The 17,459-nt window shown below is 72.1% G+C and carries 12 protein-coding genes and 1 pseudogene; 3 read left to right on the plus strand and 10 right to left on the minus strand.

Annotated features, from left to right (window positions below; translation table 11 throughout):
• Positions 1-10: 10 nt before the first annotated feature.
• The 5 genes and pseudogenes from Cba03nite_RS21630 to Cba03nite_RS21650 all read right to left on the minus strand — a co-directional run.
• Positions 11-1,168, minus strand: coding sequence for an acyl-CoA dehydrogenase family protein (locus tag Cba03nite_RS21630; RefSeq protein ID WP_203749145.1), 1,158 nt, complete (start codon positions 1,166-1,168; stop codon positions 11-13).
• On the minus strand, positions 1,165-3,228 hold the full coding sequence (locus Cba03nite_RS21635; protein ID WP_203749443.1) for an acetyl/propionyl/methylcrotonyl-CoA carboxylase subunit alpha: 2,064 nt from the start codon (positions 3,226-3,228) through the stop codon (positions 1,165-1,167). Before Cba03nite_RS21635 ends, Cba03nite_RS21630 begins: the two co-directional genes overlap by 4 nt.
• A 5-nt stretch (positions 3,229-3,233) precedes the next feature.
• Positions 3,234-4,829 carry an acyl-CoA carboxylase subunit beta gene (locus Cba03nite_RS21640; protein ID WP_203749147.1) on the minus strand — a complete coding sequence of 532 codons (1,596 nt, stop codon included), beginning with the start codon at positions 4,827-4,829 and terminating at the stop codon, positions 3,234-3,236.
• Positions 4,826-6,568, minus strand: coding sequence for an acyclic terpene utilization AtuA family protein (locus tag Cba03nite_RS21645; protein ID WP_203749149.1), 1,743 nt, complete (start codon positions 6,566-6,568; stop codon positions 4,826-4,828). Before Cba03nite_RS21645 ends, Cba03nite_RS21640 begins: the two co-directional genes overlap by 4 nt.
• A 157-nt stretch (positions 6,569-6,725) precedes the next feature.
• Positions 6,726-7,526: pseudogene (locus Cba03nite_RS21650) on the minus strand (TIGR03084 family metal-binding protein); the annotation flags it as partial.
• Between the two features lie 163 nt (positions 7,527-7,689).
• On the opposite strand from Cba03nite_RS21650, the gene Cba03nite_RS21655 reads away from it, so the two are divergent.
• The gene (locus Cba03nite_RS21655; protein WP_239125934.1) at positions 7,690-8,658 is read left to right on the plus strand and encodes an alpha/beta hydrolase; all 969 of its coding nucleotides are present in this window, start codon (positions 7,690-7,692) and stop codon (positions 8,656-8,658) included.
• Positions 8,659-8,703: 45 nt separating this feature from the next.
• Here the strand turns inward: Cba03nite_RS21655 and Cba03nite_RS21660 are convergent, their stop codons facing one another.
• Entirely contained in the window at positions 8,704-9,093 is a 390-nt protein-coding gene (locus tag Cba03nite_RS21660) for a YchJ family protein (RefSeq protein WP_203749158.1), read from the minus strand.
• 132 nt (positions 9,094-9,225) lie between these two features.
• Here Cba03nite_RS21660 and Cba03nite_RS21665 point away from each other — a divergent pair, with 132 nt between their 5' ends.
• On the plus strand, positions 9,226-9,636 hold the full coding sequence (locus Cba03nite_RS21665; protein ID WP_203749161.1) for an SRPBCC family protein: 411 nt from the start codon (positions 9,226-9,228) through the stop codon (positions 9,634-9,636).
• A gap of 34 nt (positions 9,637-9,670) precedes the next feature.
• Here Cba03nite_RS21665 and Cba03nite_RS21670 read toward each other — a convergent pair whose 3' ends face one another.
• On the minus strand, positions 9,671-10,168 hold the full coding sequence (locus tag Cba03nite_RS21670) for an anthrone oxygenase family protein (protein ID WP_203749165.1): 498 nt from the start codon (positions 10,166-10,168) through the stop codon (positions 9,671-9,673).
• Between the two features lie 50 nt (positions 10,169-10,218).
• A complete protein-coding gene (locus Cba03nite_RS21675; protein WP_203749168.1) occupies positions 10,219-10,911 on the minus strand; it encodes a DUF429 domain-containing protein in 693 nt (230 codons plus the stop codon).
• Positions 10,912-11,093: 182 nt separating this feature from the next.
• Between Cba03nite_RS21675 and Cba03nite_RS21680 the strand changes: the two genes are divergently transcribed.
• Positions 11,094-12,020 (plus strand): carbohydrate kinase family protein, encoded by a 927-nt coding sequence (locus Cba03nite_RS21680; RefSeq protein WP_203749171.1) that lies wholly within the window; start codon positions 11,094-11,096, stop codon positions 12,018-12,020.
• Between the two features lie 157 nt (positions 12,021-12,177).
• Here Cba03nite_RS21680 and Cba03nite_RS21685 read toward each other — a convergent pair whose 3' ends face one another.
• The gene (locus tag Cba03nite_RS21685) at positions 12,178-14,694 is read right to left on the minus strand and encodes a DUF4832 domain-containing protein (protein WP_203749174.1); all 2,517 of its coding nucleotides are present in this window, start codon (positions 14,692-14,694) and stop codon (positions 12,178-12,180) included.
• A 71-nt stretch (positions 14,695-14,765) separates the two neighbouring features.
• Positions 14,766-17,441, minus strand: a complete 2,676-nt coding sequence (locus Cba03nite_RS40380; RefSeq protein WP_203749177.1) for a fibronectin type III domain-containing protein — start codon at positions 17,439-17,441, stop codon at positions 14,766-14,768.
• Positions 17,442-17,459 lie beyond the last annotated feature (18 nt).

The raw sequence follows: 17,459 nt of genomic DNA on the forward strand, positions 1-17,459 counted from the left end.
GTACCCGGGCTCAGTAGGACCGCGGCAGGCCCAGGCTGTGCTGGGCCACGAAGTTGAGGATCATCTCGCGGCTGACCGGCGCGATCCGGCCCAGCCGTGACGCGACGAGCAGCGTGGCCAGCCCGTACTCGGTGGCCAGGCCGTTGCCGCCGTGCGTCTGGATGGCCTGGTCCACGGCCTTCACGGTGGCCTCGCCCGCCGCGTACTTGGCCATGTTCGCCGCCTCGCCCGCGGCCTGGTCGTCGCCGCTGTCGTAGAGGTACGCCGCCTCGCGGGTCATCAGCCGGGCCAGCTCGACCTCGATGTGGCTCGCCGCGAGCGGGTGGCTGATCGCCTGGTGCGCGCCGATGGGCGGCCCCCACACGGTGCGCGTCTTGGCGTAGTCCACCGCGCGCGCCAGCGCGTAGCGGGCGATGCCCAGCGCGAACGCCGACGCCATGATGCGCTCGGGGTTGAGCCCGGCGAACAGCTGCAGCAGCCCCGCGTCGGGGTCGCCGACCAGGGCGTCGCCGGGCAGCCGCACCTCGTCGAAGAACAGGTTGTACTGCTTCTCCGGCGCGACCAGCTCCGTCGGGATCTGCGTCGCGGTGAACCCGGGCGCGTCGGTCGGCACGATGAACAGCACCGGCTTGAGCCGCCCGGTGCGCTCGTCGGCGGTGCGCCCCACGACGAGCACCGCCTCGGCCTGGTCGATGCCGGAGATGTAGGTCTTGCGGCCGGTCAGCACCCAGCCGTCCCCGTCACGCGTGGCGGTGGTCGTGAGCTTGTGCGCGTTGGACCCGGCGTCCGGCTCGGTGATCGCGAACGCGAAGATCCGGGTCCCGTCGGCCAGGCCCGGCAGCCAGCGCTGCTTCTGCTCGTCCGTGCCGAACCGGGCGATGACGGTGGCGCAGATCGCCGGGGAGACCACCATCATCAGCAGCGGGCAGCCCGCCGCGCCCAGCTCCTCGCAGACCGCGGCCAGGTCGCCGATGCCGCCGCCTCCGCCGCCGTACTCGACTGGCACGTGCACGCCGAGGTAACCGAGGCGGCCCGCCTCCTGCCACAGCTCGTCGGTCTTCTCGCCGCTGCGCGCGGTGCGCAGGTAGTAGTCGTGGCCGTACTTGCCGGCCAGGTCGGACACGGCACGGCGCAGCGCGCGGCGCTCGTCGCTCTCCAGCGGGTTCACTCGGATGCCTCCGGGGTGGTCGGGGTGACGACGGCGAGCACCGCGCCGACCTCGACCTGGCGGCCGGTGGTCACGGGCAGGCTGGTGACGACGCCGTCGGTCGGGGCGGTGATCTCGTGCTGCATCTTCATGGCCTCCAGCCACAGCAGCGGCTGGCCGGCGGTGACCCGGTCGCCCTCGGCGACGGCGACGCGGATGACCGCGCCCGGCAACGGCGCGAGCAGCGACCCGGTCGCCACCTGCGCCTCCGGCTCGGGGAAGCGCTCGACCGGCCGCAGCGCGACCGGCCCGAGCACCGAGTCCACGCACACCAGGCCGTCGAAGGCGGCGACGTCGAAGGCATACCGGACCGGCCCCCGCGACAGCTCGACCCGCGCCGGGCCGACGTCTCCGGCGGTCAGGCCCTCATCGAGGTGTACGCCACCACGCCCGCCCCGGTACGCCACGTCGATCCGCCCGCACGGTGCCTGGTAGGAGCGCGTCTGCGCGGCCGAGGCGACGTTGCGCCAGGCGCTCGGCAGTCCCGCGCCGGCCGTCGCCGCCGCGCGCTCGGCGGCGGAGGCGGCCAGCGCCGCCGCGACGGCGGACAGCCGCTGCGCGTCCTCGTCGGCCAGCGGCTTGGCCAGCTCGTCCAGCCCGTGCCGGTCGAAGAACGCGGTGTCGGTCTCCCCCGCCAGGAAGGCCGGGTGCCGCAGCACGTTGACCAGCAGATCCCGGTTCGTCACCAGCCCGTGCACCCGCGCCCCGGCCAGCGCCGACGCCAGCGCTCGCGCGGCCTGCTCCCGCGTCGGCGCCCACACGATCACCTTCGCCAGCATCGGGTCGTAGTACGACGTCACGACATCCCCGGACGCCACGCCACTGTCCACCCGCACCACCACGCCCGCCGCGCGTCCGGCGATCGCGCCCTGCAATTTCGGGGAAACTGCAGCATCCGGGGCCGGAGTTCGTGCAGTTTCCCCGAAACCGCCGACCAAGCCAACGGCGGAGCCGAACTCGGTGGTGGTGGCGGGGAGGGTGAAGGTGTGGAGGGGGCCGGTCTGGGGGCGCCAGGTGTGGGCGGGGTCCTCGGCGTAGAGGCGGACCTCGATGGCGTGGCCGGTCATCGCGGGCGGGTTGGGTGGGAGGGCGGCGCCCTCGGCGACGTCGAGTTGCAGGGCGACCAGGTCGAGGCCGGTGACGAGTTCGGTGACGGGGTGCTCGACCTGGAGGCGGGTGTTCATCTCCAGGAAGTGGAACGCGCCGTCGGTGCTCGCGAGGAACTCGACGGTGCCCGCGCCGACGTAGCCGATCGCGGCCGCGGCGGCGGTGGCCGCGTGCTGCAGCCGTTCCCGCATCGCGGTGTCGACCAGCGGGGACGGGGCCTCCTCGACGACCTTCTGGTGGCGGCGCTGGATGGAGCACTCGCGCTCGCCCAGCGCCCACACGGTGCCGTGCGTGTCGGCCATGACCTGCACCTCGATGTGCCGGCCGGTGGCCAGGTACGGCTCGCAGAACACCGTCGGGTCGCCGAACGCGGTCGCCGCCTCGGCGCGGGCCGCCTCGACCTGGCCGGGCAGCTCGGCGAGGGTGCGCACCACCCGCATGCCCCGGCCGCCGCCGCCCGCCGACGCCTTGATCAGCACCGGGAGGTCGGCCTCGGTGACCGCGGCCGGGTCGAGTTCGGGCAGCACGGGCACGCCCGCGGCGGCCATCAGCTTCTTCGACGCGATCTTCGAGCCCATCGCGTCGATCGCCTCGGGCGTGGGCCCGACCCAGGTCAGCCCCGCGTCGAGCACGGCCTGCGCGAACGCGGCGTTCTCGGACAGGAAGCCGTAGCCGGGGTGCACCGCGTCGGCGCCCGCCGCCCGCGCGGCCTCGATGAGCAGGTCGGCGCGCAGGTACGTCTCGGCGGCGGTGACGCCGGGCAGGCGTACCACGACGTCGGCCTCGCGGGCGTGCGGCGCGCGGGCGTCGGCGTCGGAGTAGACGGCGACGGTGGTGATGCCGCGCTCGCGGCACGTGCGGAAGACCCGGCGGGCGATCTCGCCCCGGTTGGCGACCAGCAGTCTCTTGATCATCATGCCTACATCCGGAAAACGCCGTAGGGACCCGGGCCCGGGTCGGGAGCGGACTGCACCGCGGACAGGCACATGCCCAGCACGGTGCGGGTGTCGCGGGGGTCGATCACGCCGTCGTCGTAGCCGAGGCCGGACAGCACCATGGGCAGCGACTCGGCCTCGATCTGGTTCTCCACCATGGTCCGCACGACGGTGTCGGCGTCCTCGTCATAGGGTCGCCCGGCCGCCGCCGCGGACTGCCGCGCCACGATCGACAGCACGCCCGCGAGCTGCGCCCCGCCCATCACCGCCGACTTCGCCGACGGCCACGCGAACAGGAAGCGCGGGTCGTACGCCCGCCCGCACATGCCGTAGTGCCCGGCGCCGTAGGACGCTCCGATCAGGACCGAGATGTGCGGCACGGTGCTGTTGGACACCGCATTGATCATCATCGCGCCGTGCTTGATGATGCCGCCCTGCTCGTAGTCCTTGCCGACCATGTAGCCGGTCGTGTTGTGCAGGAACACCAGCGGGGTGCGCGTCTGGTTGGCGAGCTGGATGAACTGCGCAGCCTTCTGCGACTCGGCGCTGAACAGCACGCCGCGCGCGTTGGCCAGGATGCCGACGGGGAAGCCGTGCACGCTGGCCCAGCCGGTGGCCAGGCTGGCGCCGTACTCGGGCTTGAACTCGTCGAAGCGGGAGCCGTCGACGACGCGGGCGATCACCTCGCGCGGGTCGAACGGCACGCGCAGGTCCGGCGGCACGATGCCGAGCAGCTCCTCGGCGTCGAACAGCGGCTCGCCGGGGTGCGGCGACGGGGCCGCGCCGAGCTTGCGCCAGCGCAGCGACGCGACGATACGGCGGCCCATGCCGATGGCCTGCACCTCGTCGTCGGCGAGGTAGTCGGCCAGGCCGGAGACGCGGGCGTGCATGGCCGCCCCGCCCAGCGACTCCTCGTCGGCGTCCTCCCCGGTGGCCATCTTGACCAGCGGCGGTCCGGCCAGGAACACCTGCGACCGCTCCTTGATCATCACGACGTGGTCGCTCATGCCGGGCACGTACGCCCCGCCGGCCGTCGAATTGCCGAACACCAGCGTGACCGTGGGGATGCCCGCCGCGCTCAGCCGGGTCAGGTCGCGGAACAGCCGCCCGCCGGGAATGAAGATGTCCTTCTGGCTCTGCAGGTCCGCGCCGCCCGACTCGACCAGGTTGATCAGCGGCAGCCGGTTCTCCCGGGCGATGTCCATCGCCCGCAGCGTCTTGCGCAGCGTGTACGGATTGGACGCGCCACCGCGCACCGTCGGGTCGTTCGCGATGATCATGCACTCGGTGTTCTCGACGACACCGATCGCGGTCACCACGCTCGCCCCGACCGGGTAGTCGGTGCCGTAGGCGGCCAGCGCCGACAGCTCCAGCAGCGGCGAATCCCGGTCCACCAGCAGCTCGATGCGCTCGCGCGGCAGCAGCTTGCCCCGGTCGTGATGCCGCTTGACGTACTTCGGCCCGCCCCCGGCCAGCGCCTTGGCATGCTCGGCGTCCAGCGCGGCGAGCTTGCCCAGCAGCGCGTCGCGGTTGCCGGTGTACGCGGCCGCGCCGGTGTCCAGCGTGGAACGGAGGATCACAGCAGCTCCTCGGGAATGTCGACGTACCGGGACCGCAGCCACTCGCCCAGCCCCTTGCCCTGCGGATCGAACCGGGTGCCCGCCGAGACCCCGTCCCCGAGCAGCCCCTCCACCACGAAGTTCACCGCCCGCAGATTCGGCAGCAGATACCTGCTCACCGGCAGCCCCGCCGCCTCCGGCAGCAGCCGCACCAGCTCCTTCTCATCCAGCACCGCCACCAGCCACGCGTAGGCCGCATCACCGCGTACCCACACCCCGATGTTCGCGGTGCCGCCCTTGTCCCCACTCCTTGCCCCCGCCACCAGGCCCAACGGCCGCGAAAGGAAGGGCACCTTCTTATCGTTTTCCGTAGTAGAAGGTGCCCTTCTTAACGGCTCGCTGCGCACGGCCGCGGCATCGTCGGCAGGCGCCGCCGCGGTGCCGGTGGGGGCGATCGGGTGTTCGGTGCCGTCGGGCAGGACCACGGTGTGTGGGACCTGGCCGGCTGGCACGAGGGCCGAGGTGAAGACGCCGAACGGGGTACCGTCGCCGGGCGGGGCGAGCATGGTGAAGCCGGGGTAGCTCGCCAGCGCCAGCTCGACGGCTGCGCCGCTGAAGGCGCGGCCGACGACGCTCGGATCGGGGTCCTTCACCGTCGCGTGCAGCAGGGCGCTGGCCTCCTCCTGCCCGGCCGCGTCGGCGTGATCGGTGCGGGCCAGCCGCCAGACCAGCTCCTGCGGTGCCCGGCGCAGCCCGGCGGTGAGCTGCTCGCGGGCCAGCGCCGCCTTGGCCTCGACGTCGAGGCCGGTGAGCACGAACGTGACGTCGTTGCGGAACCCGCCGAGCGTGTTCAGGCCGACCTTCACCGTGTCCGGCGGCGCCTCACCGCGTACCCCCGTGATCCGCACCCGGTCCGGGCCGTCCTCGGCCAGGGTGACCGTGTCGAGCCGGGCGACCACGTCGGGGCCGAGGTAGCGCGGGGTGTCCACCTCGTACAGCAGCTGGGCGGTGACGGTGCCGGTGTTCACCACCCCGCCCGTACCGGGGTGCTTGGTGATCACGCTGGTGCCGTCGGCGTACACCTCCGCCAGCGGGAACCCCGGCCGGCCGATGCTGTGCTCGGTGAAGAACGCGTAGTTGCCGCCCGTCGCCTGCGCGCCGCACTCGATGACGTGCCCGGCCACGACGGCTCCCGCAAGCGCGTCGAAGTCGTCGCGGGTCCAGCCGAAGTGCGCCGCGGCAGGCCCGACGACCAGCGACGCGTCGGTGACCCGCCCGGTGACCACGATGTCTGCGCCCTCGGTCAGCGCGTGCGCGATGCCCCACGCGCCGAGGTACGCGTTGGCGGCCAGCGGCTGCCCGAGTCCCAGCTCATCGGCGCGCCCGAGCAGGTCGTCGCCGATGACGTACGCGATGCGCGGGCTCAGCCCGAGCCGCCCGGCCAGCGCGCCGACCGCCCCGGCGAGCCCGGCCGGGTTGAGCCCGCCCGCGTTGGCGACGATCTTCACGCCGCGCTCCAGCGCGTCGCCGAGGCACTGCTCCAGCTGCTTCAGAAACGTCTTGGCGTATCCGGTGGCCGGGTCCTTCATCCGGTCCCGGGCGAGGATCAGCATGGTCAGCTCGGCCAGGTAGTCGCCGGTCAGCACGTCGACCGGCCCGCCATCGAGCATCTCGCGCATGGCGGACAGCCGGTCGCCGTAGAACCCCGACACGTTCGCGATGCGCAGCGGAGCGCGCCCGGTGCCGCCCGTTTCGCTCATGCCCCCACCTCGGCGTGCTCGGCGCCGCGACAGGGCGGCACGGTCTGCTCGGTCATCGCGTCACCGCGTCCCGCCCCGCCCGGTCCTCCGAGTCGGCCTGGTCTTCCCGGTCAGCGTCGTGGGCCTGGTCGGCCCGGTCGGCCTCGTGGGCCTGGTCAGCCTGGTCGCGGCTTTGCGGAGCGCGCCCGGTGCCGGGGGGCCCGGCGAAGGCCTGGGCGATGTCCAGCCAGCGGTCGGCGTCCGGCCCTTCGGCCCGCAGCGCCAGATCGGCGCGGTGGCGGCGCTGGGTGACCAGCAGGCAGAAGTCCAGGGCCGGGCCGGTGACCCGCTGCGCGGCGTCGTCCGGACCCCAGGTCCAAAGCTCCCCGTCCGGCGCGGTGAGCACGACGTGGAACGGCTCGGCGGGCGCGTCGAGCCCGTTGGCGGCATACGCGAAGTCGCGGGTGCGTACGCCGAGGTGGGCGATGTGGCGCAGCCGGGCGGTGGGTTCGCGGACGACCCGGAGGGTGTCGGCGAGATCCTGGCCGTGGGCCCAGGTCTCCATGATCCGGGCGGTCGCCATGGACGCCGCGCTCATCGGCGGCCCGTACCAGGGCAGCCGCACCCCTGGCGGCACGGCGGCGAGCGCGGCGCGCAGCGCGGCCCGGCCTCGCCGCCAGCGGGCCAGCAGCTGCTCGGGCGGCAGCACGGCCAGCTCCTGGGCGCCGGCGTCGACGAAGCGCAGCGGGTCGGGCGAGTTCGCGAGGTCGAGCAGGGCCTGCTGGAAGCCGTCGGTGTCGGTCGCGGCGAGCAGGCTGCGCTCGTCGGTCCACAGCAGATGCGCGATCTGGTGGGCGACGGTCCAGCCGGCCGCGGGCGTGGGCGCCGCCCAGCGGTCCGCGGGCAGGTCCGCCACGAGGCGGTCGGCGTCGGCGCTCTCGGCGTCCAGCTCGGTAAGCAGTGCCTCGATGTCGGCCATGCGCGCTCCTCCCGCTGTCAGTCCCACCCTTCCGCCGCGCCACAAAAAAGTCAAGCGCGCTTGATTTCTTTCTGGCACACCCGATGTATTGACGCACGCCACGGCCGTGCCCCTTAATCCAACGCAAGGAAACGTCGTTTCGTTGATGGAAACAGGAGGCACCGTGATCCGTCGCGCCGCCCTCGTCCTCGCCCTCGCCGCCACACTCGCCGCCGCACCCGCCGCCACCGCCACGGCGGCCGCGCCCGGGGTCGTCGAGGTCAGCAACACCGTCGACATCCGCTGCGCCTTCTACACGATGCGGGCGAACGCCGACTGGTACTTCCCGTCCGGCACCCCGCGTGGGCTGGTCTACCTCCAGCACGGGTTCTCCCGCAGCAACGGGAACATGCAGGACCTCGCCGAGCACTATGCTGCCGCGGGCTTCGTCGTGTTCGCGCCGACGCTGCCGTCGGCGAACCTCTACGGCTGCACCGTGAACAACATCGGCAACAACACCGACTTCCTCAACAACGTCGCCGACCTGCTCGGCAAGGCGACCGACCCCACCGACAAGCTCGGGCGCAGCTTCGCCGACGCCCGCACGAAGGCCGGCCGGGCCGGGCTGGGCCTGCCCACCACGTACGTCCTGTCCGGGCACTCCGCGGGCGGCGAGGTCGCGTCCTACGTCGCCAACCGGCTGCGCACCACCTATCCGGCCCAGTTCGGCCGGGTGAAGGCGCTGGTGCTGCTCGACCCGGTCAAGTCGCCGGTCGGCTCCAGCACCGTCGACGCGTTCCGGGGGCTGCGCACCACCGGCCTGCCCATGTACGCGATCTCGTCGCCGCCGTACCTGGCCAACAGCGACGCCAGCGGCACCGTGGCGCTGACCAGCGAGGTGCCGCGCCCGTTCCTCGGCGTACGGCTGACCAGCGGCTGCCACTGCGACGCCGAGGGCGGCAGCACCGACGGCCTGTGCACGCTCACCTCGGGCACACCGCAGGCGAAGAACGTGACCGCGCTGCAGACCCTGGCCGTGGCCTGGGCCGTGGACGGGGCCGCCGGGAGCACGACCCCGACCTACTACCCGGGCGGCGCCTACTACGACGGCCTGCTCGCCTCGGGCACGACGCAGACCCTGTCCGGCGTGTAGCCGAGCAGCCCGGACGGCGCGGCCCTCCCGCCGCGCCGTCCGGGCTCAGATCGGTGCGACGTAATACCAGCGGCCACCCTCGCGCAGGAAGCGGCTGTGCTCCTCCAGCACGCCGGGCCTGCCGCCGTCGCGGTAGTGCGCCCGGAACAGGACCGTGCCCTCGGTGTCGAACATGCTGCCCCGCTCGGCGGCCAGCACCTCCAGCCGCGTGTAGCGCGGCCCGCCGGTCAGGTCCAGCTCCCGCGGCCGGGTCGTCGGATGCCAGGTGCGCAGCAGGTATGCCGGTTCGCCGAGCGCGAACGCGCTGAACCGCGAGCGCATGAGCTGCTCGGCGGTGGGCGCGTCGGCGCCCCGGTGCCAGCGGCCGCAGCAGTCGGCGTACCCCTGGCCGCTGCCGCACGGGCAGGTGGCGGGCTTGTTCTGAGGTCGTGCCATGGTCACCATGGTGGACCACGGCCCGGCCCGGCGACGCCGCGGCACTCCTCCCGGCTGATGTGGTCAAACCATCTCAAAAGTAAGGTCGGTCGGTAGGGTGAGAAGCAGTGACCAGCCGAGGGAGCTGCGAAGATGACCGACTATCGGGCCGAGAAGCAGATCGACCAGGATGTGACCGACGCGTTCACGTACCTCTCCGATCCGGCCAACCTGCCGCAGTACTTCCCGCACATGAAGTCGGCGAAGCTGGTCGCGCCGGAGCTCGTGCGGACCACAGCGGTGGTCGACACCGACGGCGACGGCACCGAGGAGAAGGTCACCGGCGAGGCGTGGTTCCACGCCGACCCCGACGCCCACGAGATCACGTGGGGCTCCCCCGGCTCGGGCGACTACCGGGGCTCGCTCAAGGCGGCGGAGCGCGACGGATCGACCCTGCTCACGCTGCTCATCCACACCACCGACGACCATCCCGGGATCCAGGAGGGCCTGGACGAGGCCCTGAACGCGATCGCCGAACGGCTCGCCGACCAGTCCAGCCGCTAGCTCGGGGCGATCTCGCCGGGGGACGCCGTCCCGGTCAGCCCTGCCCGTATCGCAGCAGCGCCACAGCCAGGCAGATCGCCGCGAGGGTGGTGGCGAGCGTCCGGACGAGGTTCCACCGCGCCCAGGCCGCCTCGTCGAAGCCGGCCCGCACGCCCGCGAGGTCGGTGATCGTGTCCGGCTCTCCCGCCGCCTTGAGCGCGTTGTTCTTCGGCACGTTCACCGCGACCGTGATCAGGAAGACGATCAGGTAGAGCACCAGCGCGACGAGCGTCCAGCTCAGCGCCGGTCCGCCCGGACCGGCCAGCAGGACGGCGGCCGCGCCGGTGAGCACCAGCGCGCCGAGGAAGCCGGTGAGCATGAACCACGGGTTGATGATCGCCCGGTCCAGCGCCTGGAACGCGCCCACGAAGGTCCGGTCGTCGGTGCGCCGCAGGCCCGGCATGACCGTGTGCGAGTAGAGCCCGAACACCCCGGCCATGAGCCCCATCGACACCGCCGCCGCGACCAGCACGATCTCGCGTACCGTCTCCATGCCGCCCACTCTGCCAGACGATCACGCCGATGGTGGCGGCCGGTGGCTCGTCAGGTCCAGATCGCACACGGTATGCCGTCGGCGAAGAACTCCGGCTCAGGCGGCAGCGACCCCGCCCGCCCGGTCAGCACCCGGCGCGCGGTCCAGGCGGCGGCCGCCGCGTCGAGCACGTCGTCCACTCCCGCCGCCGCACCCGCCGTGCCCAGGTCGCCGGCGGGCAGGGCGCCCTCGGCCGCCAGCAGCGCCCGCCGCTGCTCGGCCCCGGCCCAGCACGACTTGCGAAACGCGAGCGGCGCGCCCGCCATGGCCGCGAACGACAGTTCCGGGTGCACTTCGACCACTCGGCGGGTCTGGCCGTCGCGCAACCAGCCGTCCACGTCGAGGATCTTGGCGCGCAGGTGGAACGCCTGCTGCGAGATGCCTTTGAGGCCGAGGTCCCGCTGCACCGCCGCGGCTGCGGCGTAGTCGGCCGCCTCGACCGCCCGGCGCACCGGTGTGATGAACACCGAGGAGCGGCGGATGCCCGCCTTCGCGTACGCCTGCAGGTCCGCGGCGCGCGGACCGTGGTCAGCCAGTCCGATCGGGATGTCGATGCCGACGACCTCGATCGGGCCCGCCTGCTCGGCCGCGGCGACCAGGGCGGCGATCGTAGCGCCGAAGTGGGCGGTCACGGCATCGCCGTCCAGCACGATGCCCACCCAGCCCGCCCGGCAGGCGTCGGCGCCCAGCACGCGTCCCGTCACCGCCCCAGCCTGCCACACCCGGCGGCACCGTAGATCTTGTGCAGTTGTTGCTGCTCTGACGACAACAACTGCACAAGATCTACAGCAGAGAGGGGACAGTGGGAGCCGGTGATCGCCGGTAGGCTGGCCCGGACCCACCGCTCGGGCCGACATTTCACGCTCTTTCCGGAAGGTGGGCTTCCGTGGCCGACTTCGACGTCCTCGTGCTGGGCGGTGTCGGCGTCGACACCATCGTGCCGGTGCCCGAGCTGACCGTGCCGCCGGGTGACTTCCTGCAGGTGGGGCCCATCCGCGACTACGTCGCGCACTCCGGCAACGGGGTCGCGCTCGGCTGCCACGCGCTCGGGCTGCGCACCAAGCTGATCGACTTCCTCGGCGCGGACCCGCTGGGCGAGCTGGTGCTGGCCCGGTACGCCGCGCTCGGCCTGGACTTCAGCCACCTTGCCGCGCCGAACGGCACTCCGCGCGCGGTGAACCTGGTCGACCGGGCCGGGCACCGGTTCTCGTTCTTCGACGCCCGCCACCCGGCCGACCTGACGCTGCCCCGCGACTTCTACCTGCCGTACCTGTCGCGGACCCGGCACGCGCACGTCGCGTCGGCGCGGGCGGCGGGCGCGTTCGCCGACGCGCACCGGCTGGGCGTCACCACCTCCGCCGACCTGCACGCCTGGAGCGGCGAGCACGACTGGATCTGGGCGATGGCCCGCGCCGCCGACCTCGTCTTCATGAGCGCCCAGGCCGTGCCGGACCGGATCGAGCAGCTCATGCACGGCGTCCTGGACACCGGCCGGGCGAGCGTGGTCGTGGCCACGCAGGGCGCCGAAGGCTGCCGGGTGCTCACCCGCGACGAGCCCCGGGTGCGCCGCTTCCCGGCGGTGGCGCCGGAGCGGCCGGTGGTCGACAGCAACGGCGCGGGCGACGGGTTCAGCACCGCGTTCCTGAGCGTGTGGCTGGCGGGCGGACCGATCGAGGAGTGCGCGCTGGCCGGGGCGGTTTCCGGCGCGTTCGCCTGCGGCGCGCCCGGCACCCACGAGGAGCTGATGACCGCCGCCCAGCTCGCCGCGGGCGTCGCGCGGGTGAAGGTGTCCGGCGCGGGTCAGCCCCGGTAGCAGCGCCAGGTACGCGGAGCCGGCCGGTGCGGGTGGATGCCGCGTCGGCACCCGTTCACCGGGAGTCTCCAGAACCGCCCTTGACGATCGAAGCTCCCGCCACGCGGTGAGAGCAGCGTGACGGGAGCTTCGATCACGGGCGGGTGCCCGGCACCGGTTACTGGAAGGAGATGTGGTCGATGGTGACGGTGGAGCTGCCGCCGTACCAGAAGCCCATGGCCAGCTGGGACGGGGAGTTGCGGTTGATGCCGTTGGCGACCATCGGGATCTTGATGTCCTGGTAGGACGTCGTGATCACGGGGTGGGCGCCGCCGTCGAGGGTGAAGTCGCCGAACACCTTCGTCGACCCGCCCAGGCCCAGGTTGAAGTGGGCCTGCTCGCCGCCGGCCGCGCCCTTGATCCGCACCACCAGGTAGGTCCTGGTGGTGAGGTCGACGCCGACGTCGGAGCCGAACCAGCCGCAGTTGTTGTAGCGCAGGCTCAGCGCCCCGCCGGTGATGACGCCGGAGCCGCCGCCGTCCAGGAAGCAGTTCGCGCCGGTCCACTTGCCCAGGTCGTTCTGGTTCGACGACGGGTAGGCCGGGGTGCCGTCGAAGTTGTCCAGCACCAGGCCGGTCGGCGCGGGCGCGGTGGCGTCCGTGGTCACGGACACCGCGTTGCTCGCCGCCGAGCGGTTGCCCGCCGCGTCACGTGCCTTGACCGTGTAGCCGTAGGCGGTCGACGCGGTCAGCCCCGTGTCGGTGAACGAGGTGCCCGTCGGGCTGCCGACCAGCGTCGCGCCCCGGAAGACCTCGTAACCGGTCACGCCGACGTTGTCGGTCGACGCGGTCCAGGACAGCGACACGCTCGTGTCGGTCTTGCCGGTCGTGGACAAGGTCGGCGTGCTCGGTGCGGTGCAGTCGCCCGAGCAGCCGGTGGTGGTCGCCGACACGGCCGCCGAGGTGCCCGAGGCGTTGCCCGCCGCGTCCACGGCACGCACCGTGTACTGGTACGTCTGCCCCGGCGAGCGGCCGGTGTCGGTGTACGTCGTCCCCGTCGAGGTCCCGACCTGTACGCCGTCACGCAGCACCTGGTAGCCGGTCACCCCGACGTTGTCGGTCGAGGCCGACCAGGACAGGGACACGCTGGTGTTGGTCACGCCGGTGACCGTCAGGCCGGTGGGCGTGGACGGCGCGGTGCAGTCACCCGTGCACGTGCCGACGGTGACGGAGCTGGACAGGACGTTGTAGCCGTTGGCGGCGTCCCAGGTGCCGGTGTTGGCCAGGCGGACGGAGTACTCCGGCCGGGACTGGAGCCCGGTGGCCGGGTCCGGCAGCCACAGCGCCAGCTTGTACGTGCCCGCCGTGACGTTGCCCGGCACGGCGGCGTTCGCGGTGATCGTGCTCGCCCCCGGCAGCCAGGCGCGCGGGTCGACGCCGTTGAGCGGCAGGTTGTAGCGCTGGGTGGCGCTCTGCAGCACCAGGTAGACGGGACGGGTCTTGATCAGGCCGGACCAGCCGTCGTTGGTGAGGTGCGCGGTGAACGCGAGGTTGGTGCCGGGAGTGACGCTGGCCGGGAAGGTCGCGTCCTGTAGCCGCAGCCGGTAGCCGAGTTTGCGCTTGATGCGCACGAAGCAGGTCTCGGCAGGGTCGCTGCCGGACGCCGCCAGGTTCGCGGCCTTCCACTTGTCGGTGTTGACCGCCGCGTAGTCCTCGTTGATCTCGCTGAAGTTCAGCCTGTTCATCTCGGTCTGCGCGTTGACGCATGCCGCGTCGTTGTAGCCGTCCGAGCCGCAGGTCTCCCCGCCGACCATCTTGTTGTACCCGGTCGAGGTGGCCAGGTCATACATCCACTGCTTCTTCTGCTCGATGTAGTACCAGCCCATCCAGGACGGGTTGTCGTAGGTGCCCATGTCGTTGACGTCGGCCAGGAAGCAGTCGTTGTGGAAGCCGACGCGGTCCTTCTGGGCCTGGGTGATCGTGCAGCCGCCGGGCACGACGCAGCTGGTCGGGTCGACGACCTCCTTGATGTAGATCGGGTAGCGCATCACCACCGGCATGCTCGCCGGGGTGGTGTCGAGGATCTTCTTGGCGATGCGGTAGCGGGCGGGCGCCTCCTCGACCGAGGACGGGTTGGTGAGGGTGCCGGTGTGCCACTCGCCCCAGGCGCCGAGGTAGCCGGTCTCCAGGTGCAGCACGACGTCGGCGTTGGCGCTGATCACCGCGTTGAGCTGGCCGATGTGCTCCAGGATGCGGGACTCGTCGACGCTGGCGTAGCCGTCCCAGGTGTAGGCGGGGCGCAGCACGATCTTCATACCCGCTGCCCGGACCGCGGCCAGGCCGGAGGTCAGGTTGTCGAGCAGTGCCTGCGGCAGCGTGGCCGTCTTGTACTTGTCCAGGTGCAGGTAGCTGTGCAGCAGCGTGTTGCCGTTGTTCTTGGCACGGGTGAAGGTGCGGTCGAGCAGGTCCGGGTTGAAGCCGGGGATGGTGGCGGCGTTGACGTAGTCGTTGACCGCCGGGTCGTTGATGATCTCGTAGCGGTTGTGGTAGCCGCGTTCGGGGTTGGCGAACGCGGTGGCCAGGTCAGCGGTGTAGGTGAACGTGGCGGCCTGCGCGGGTGCGGCGGGCAGCGCCACGACCGCGACGGCGGCCAGTAACGTTGTCGCGATGGACATCCGCAGTGAGCGGGTGGACATGGTGGCCTTCCTGATCATCGGGAGGGTAGGCCGCCTGGCCGGGTCGGGAGCCCTGCCAGGCGGCCGGGCTGCTACTGGAACGTGATGTGGTCGATGGTGATGGTGGAGCTGCCGCCGTACCAGAAGCCCATGGCCAGCTGGGACGGCGAGTTGCGGTTGATGCCGTTGGCCACCATCGGGATCTTGATGTCCTGGTAGGACGTGGTGATCACCGGGTGCGCGCCGCCGTCGAGGGTGAAGTCGCCGAACACCTTCGTCGACCCGCCCAGGCCCAGGTTGAAGTGCGCCTGCTCGCCACCGGCCGCCCCCTTGATCCGCACCACGAGGTACGTGTACGAGGACAGGTCCACGCCGACGTCGGAGCCGAACCAGCCGCAGTTGTTGTAGCGCAGGCTCAGCGCTCCCCCGGTGACCACGCCGTTGCCGCCGCCGTCGAGAAAGCAGTTGCCGCCGGTCCACTTGCCGAGGTCGTTCTGGTTCGACGACGGGTACGCGGGCGTGCCGTCGTAGTTGTCCAGCACGAGCCCGGTGGGCGGCTGCGGCGGCGCGTTGGTGGTCACCGACACGGTGTTGCTGGCGGCGGACCGGTTGCCCGCCGCGTCACGTGCCTTGACCGTGTACGAGTACGCGGTCGAGGCGGTCAGCCCGCTGTCGGTGTACGTGGTCCCCGCCGGGCTGCCGACCAGCGTCCCACCTCGGAACACCTCGTAACCGGTCACGCCGACGTTGTCGGTGGACGCCGTCCAGGACAGCGACACGCTCGTGTCGGTCTTGCCGGTCGTGGACAGGGTCGGCGCGCTCGGGGCGGTGCAGTCGCCCGAGCAGCCGGTGGTGGTCGCCGAGACGGCCGCCGACGGGTTCGACACGTTCCCGGCCGCGTCCACGGCCCGGACCGTGTACTGGTAGGTGGTGCCCGCGGTGCGGCCCGAGTCGGTGTACGTGGTCCCGGTCGGCGTGCCGACCTGCACCCCGTCGCGGAACACCCGGTAGCCGGTCACCCCGACGTTGTCGGTCGCGGCCGACCACGACAGAGACACGCTGGTGTTCGTCACGCCGGACACCGCGAGGTTGGCCGGGGCCGACGGTGCGGTGCAGTCACCGGTGCAGGTCCCCGAGGTGCTGACCGCGCCGAGGTCGACCCAGCCGTCGGCGCCCTGGTTGGCGTTGGCGAACGACAGCGGCAGGCGCGGCCGCCACTGGTCGATGATCCAGTCGGTGAGCCTGCTGGCGGCGGGACGGGCGCGCAGCACGTCCGCGGTGACCGCCTCCAGCGGGTTGCGCACCTTCAGCACCAGGCTGTAGCTGCCCGCGGGCACGCCTGCGGTGCTGACCGTCGTGGAGAAGTTGACCGGCCGGCCGAAGTCGAGGTACTTCGGGTCGGCGCCCACGTTCCAGTCCGGGAACGCCCGGATCTTCAGCGGCTGGACCCCGCGCAGGTCCCACGGGGTGTCCCAGGTCTTTACGACCGTGCCCGCGCTGTTGCGCAGGCCGAGCTGCACCGTCCACGGGTAGTAGAACGGTGCCACGCCGTCGTTCTGGACCGTCACGCCGACCTTGAGGCTGCCCGACGCGGTGGCGTTGAAGTTGGCCTGCGGGATGTGCAGGTTGTAGCCCAGCTTGCGGATGCCCGCGGCCACCTTCGGGTCGGTGGGGCTGTAGCCGCCCGCCCCGGTCTGGTTGATCATCCAGGTGATGTGGGTGAGCTCGGTCGCGGCGAGCACGTCGTCGACCTGCCCGGAACCGCCCGGCCAGTTGGCGTAGAGCTGTCCCTGGATCTCGGGCCGGGCCTCGCCGCCGATGGACTGGGTGATCCACCGGTTCTCGGTGCCGGTGTTGAGCTGCAGCTGCAGGAACGCGTCCGCCCAGCCGTTCATCGACATCGGCAGCGTCATGCTCTTGAGCTGCCCGCCCTCGCGGAACTCCTTGTACGGCCAGGAGTCGTCGTGGAAGCCGATGTTCGCGGTCTCCGTGCCGGCCAGCGGGTAGCGGACCTCCAGCTGGATGTTGTCGAACGCGGTGTCGTACGCCCCGATCAGGGTGCGGATGGTGGCGTCGGTCGGCATCAGGTCCGGGTAGCCGTCGGCCAGGTCCCGGTCGTAGGGCCAGGTGTGCCACTCGCCCCACAGGCCGACCAGGCCCAGCGACATGTAACCGATGCGCGGGTCGGCGCTGCCGCCCGGCCCGGCCTTGTCATAACGCGCCGCGAACGCGTTGATGAAGGTGACCAGCGCGCTGACCACGTCCGGGTCGTCGTAGTCGGGGCTGACGGTGCCCCAGAACCCGTTGGTGCGCAGCGCCATCTTGCCGTTCAGGCACGGCGGGATGCCGTTGCCGGGGTGCGTGCCGCTGCCGCCCGGGTATTCCAGGTAGAACCGGAACGCGACCTGGCGGCTCCAGACGGCGGCCTCGTCGAGGGCCTTCTCGAACACGCTCCAGTCGATGTCGGCGCAGTTGGCGGGGTTCTTCATCACCTCGTTGAGTGCGAAGTAGCTCCAGACCAGGCCCCCGGGGAACTTGGTGGACAGGTTGTCGCCGGGGAACAGGTACGGGGCGATGCCCTTCAGCGGCTGGCCGAGCGGTGCGTCGGCGTAGGCGTAGGTGTGCGTGGTGAGGCTCGTGTCCGGGCCGGGTCCGGCCGGCGGGCGCGGCGGCGGGCCCGCCGGTGCCGCCGTCGCGCCGGTGCCGGCGGACACGGCCACGAGCAGTGCTGCCGCGGTGGCCGCGAGCAGCTTGCGTAGCGAGGGCATGAACGTTGTTCCTTTCAG

Origin of the sequence: Catellatospora bangladeshensis (genome assembly GCF_016862575.1) — a bacterium.
Classification (GTDB): domain Bacteria; phylum Actinomycetota; class Actinomycetes; order Mycobacteriales; family Micromonosporaceae; genus Catellatospora; species Catellatospora bangladeshensis.